Annotated in this window: 2 protein-coding genes; both read right to left on the reverse strand. The window is 60.7% G+C overall.

Annotated features, from left to right (window positions below; genetic code table 11):
• Positions 1-190 precede the first annotated feature (190 nt).
• Positions 191-532: a hypothetical protein gene (locus MUO23_01620; GenBank protein ID MCJ7511651.1), complete on the reverse strand. Its 342-nt coding sequence runs from the start codon at positions 530-532 to the stop codon at positions 191-193.
• Positions 533-873: 341 nt separating this feature from the next.
• On the reverse strand, positions 874-3,207 hold the full coding sequence (locus tag MUO23_01625; GenBank protein MCJ7511652.1) for an arylsulfatase: 2,334 nt from the start codon (positions 3,205-3,207) through the stop codon (positions 874-876).
• Positions 3,208-3,301 lie beyond the last annotated feature (94 nt).

A 3,301-nucleotide genomic window follows, 5' to 3' on the forward strand; every position in this document is an offset into this window, starting at 1 on the left:
CTTCCCGCGCCCGTGCCGCTCCCACCCGCGAGTATATGTCATCCCGAGCGCCTGCCCGGAGCGCCTGTCCCGAGCGGTAGCGAGGGAGAAGCGAGGGGGCAGCGAGGGATCTGCTGTGGCCTCGTCTAACCGCCCCTGCGCTCCTACTGCCGCATCATGGCGATCTTCATGTCGGCTTCACTATCCGGGATCAGCTCGCCGGACTCATCTCTTCCAGGCTGGCCGTGGCCTGGGCGGCCTCCGGTTTGACACAAACGGGGAACAGGCCGTTGACCACAACATAGGTGCCTTCGGGCACCTTGTAGATGTCGACTGTGGAGGGTGTGAAGAGACCGACCAGGGACCCGCCGACCTGAGCCGCAATCTGGCCCAGCAGACTTCCCGACACGGTGATCTTGCTCTTCCCCTGGTCGTTGGTCGTCACCAGCGCGGTGAGATCGCCTTGCGCCCGCTGGCCGTTGACCAGACCGTTCACACTCAGGTTGACCGTGGCGTTGAGCGAGGTCAGCCCGGCGATCGATTTGAGCGGCATGACATCCCCAGGAGGAGGCGTTGGCGTTCTGGTTTATGCCGCAAGGAACGTCCCCGCCGCAGAGAACGCCGGCGCGGCGACGCTAAGCGCCACAAGCAGCACGATAACGGTCGTCACCGCACCAATCACCCCGAAGACATACGGCCTGGTCGTTTTCATGAGTCCCTGCACACTCTAGCCCGATGAGACGATGGGCTGGTCGGCGGGCTTACGTCAGCTGCGACTGCCGCTGCTATCGCAATGCCCATTCGAGGCAATGCGAATGTCTTCTTTCCGTCGGGTGCAGGCCGCCGGGCGGCGGCCTGCACCCCATCCACCTATGGCGCGTTGGTTAGCCGGGTCTAGTCAACCGCAAACGCAGCCGCCGCAATCTTCTCAAGATCGAGGTACTGCGCCTCCTCCACTGTGACTCCCACGCCGAGGATCGTCCCGCCTTTGAACTCGCCAGGTGCCTTGTATTCCTCACTAACGGGATCGCTGCTATCACGGCCGACGCACAGGCCATCTCCGCCCAGGCTGAACTTGCCCACCTGGGCGCGCATCGCGCCTTCAGCCACGACCTTCTCGTTCACATAGAGTTTCGTCGTGCCGGTAGACTCGTGGAACTGGCCCATGCCCTCGCGGATGAACTCCATGCCCAGGGTGTAGTTGCCGGGTTTGAGTTCACCTGAAACAAACTTCTGTTCGGGCTTCATGCCCAGGAAGTTGTAGACGTAATACAGCTTCTTGTCCTTGATGAACATGGAGTGACCGCCGAAGCGCGACCCGTGGGCGAAGATCACGCCCGAGCAATCCGGATCGGTGATCTCGACATCGGCCAGGATCTTAAAGGATCGTCCGCGCACGTTGACGGCAGCGGATTCCGGGACCTCAGCCGCGTCCGGGAGATAAATGTAGCGCTCGCGGGGCGCTTCTTCCAGAGGCCGCGGGATGGTCAAAATGGCGACCGCGCCCCGGTCATCCAGTGGCAGCACATTGTTCTTCTCGGCCTCATCGATCCAGGTCTTAATCAGCGCCTGCAGTTTTTCGGGGTTCTCCTTGGCCAGATCCTTGGATTCAGAGCGATCCACATCCACGTGGTAGAGCTCCCAATCATCCTGATCGAAGTGGCCCTTGTCCGCGGGAGCCGGTGGGTGGATGGCCGCGGCCTTCCAGCCTTCCTCCCAGATGCCGCGGGTGCCGAGCATGGCGAAATACTGGCGCTTCTTCCGGGTGGGAGCATCCGGCTTTGCCTCGAAGGTGTACTTCATCGAGACGCCGGAAAGCGGGATCTGTTCTGCGCCCTTGTAGACCTTAGGCATCTCCAACCCGCAGGCTTCCAAGAGCGTCGGGACGATATCGGTGGAGTGGTGGTACTGGTTGCGTACCTCGCCGCGCGCCTTGATCCCCTTGCCCCACGAGATGACCAGCGGGTCGCAGGTGCCACCCGCGTATTCCGAGTAGCGCTTGAACATTTTGAAGGGCGTCGAAAAAGCGGCGGCCCAGCCGGTGGGGAAATGCTCGTAGGTATTCGGACTGCCCAGCTCGTCAATGAGCTTCAGGTTCTCAGATAGCTCATCCGGGTAGCCGTTGAAGAGCTTGTTCTCGTTGACCGAGCCGTTGGGGCTGCCCTCTCCTGATGCGCCGTTGTCGGCGGCGTACAGGACGATGGTATTCTCGAGCTGGCCGGTTTTCTCTAGGTAGTCGACAATGCGGCCAACCTGGGCATCGGTATATTCCGAGAACCCGGCATAGACCTCAGCCAGGCGTGAGAACAACTTCTTCTCATCGGCGTTGAGTGAAGCCCAGGGGCGAACCATGTCTGCGGGGGCGGCCATATCCTTCCGCATTGGGTTGAACGGTGTAAGCTGTGTACCCTTGGGCAGAATACCTTTTGCGATCATGCGCGGCAGCACCCACTCGCGGTAGGCCTCGTAGCCGTCATCGAACTTACCCTTGTACTTGTCGATGTAGTCCTGTGGCGCCTGGTGCGGAGCGTGATTGGCGCCGGGGCAGAACCACAGGTACCACGGCTTCGAAGGGTTGCTGGATTGCTGGTCCTTGATCATCCGAATGGCTTGATCGGCAAGATCCTTGGAGAGGTGATAGCCCTGCTCGGGGAGGTAGGGCTGATCGATCATGTGGTTATCTTCAACCAGGGTGGGATACCACTGGTTGGTTTCGCCGCCGATGAAGCCATAGTAACGGTCGAACCCCTGCTGTAACGGCCACGACTTGCGGGTTGCGCCCGGAGCGAGGTCTGTCTCGGGTACGTTGTGGTTCTTACCAACCCAGAAGGTGCTCCAGCCGTTCTCCTGAAGGATCTGACCGATGGTCATGGTCGTGTCCTGGAGGCGGCAGTGCTGGCCGGGAAAACCGTTCGATGCTTCTGTAATGGAGGCAAACCCGTTGAGATGATGGTTGCGTCCGGTCAGGAGAGTGGAGCGACTAGGTGAGCAAAGAGCCGTGGTGTGCCACTGCGAGTAGGTCAACCCGTTTTCCGCCAGCTTGTCCATCGTAGGCATGTTGATGCGGCCGCCGAAGGGCGACCAGGCTGCCAGACCAGTGTCGTCATACAGCACGAAAAGGATGTTCGGAGCACCCTCCGGCGCTCTTGTCAGCGTGTAGGGTTCCCAGTCCGCGACCGAGTCGCGGACGTCGAGCTTGATCACGCCTTTGAATGGTTTTGTTGCCATGTTGACCCTCCTAGGGGTTCGATTCGATCGCACCGGGCTGAAATTCCTCCGACCAGCTCCCATTCCATCTGGGGTTGGACGGAGCCGGCTCTAC

The sequence above is a fragment of the Anaerolineales bacterium genome, assembly GCA_022866145.1.
GTDB lineage: Bacteria > Chloroflexota > Anaerolineae > Anaerolineales > E44-bin32 > PFL42.

Excerpts from the sequence above, each read along its gene's own strand:
- MUO23_01625 (MCJ7511652.1), bottom strand. The coding sequence starts at position 3,207 with ATGGCAACAAAACCATTCAAAGGCGTGATCAAGCTCGACGTCCGCGAC.
- MUO23_01620 (MCJ7511651.1), bottom strand. The coding sequence starts at position 532 with ATGCCGCTCAAATCGATCGCCGGGCTGACCTCGCTCAACGCCACGGTC.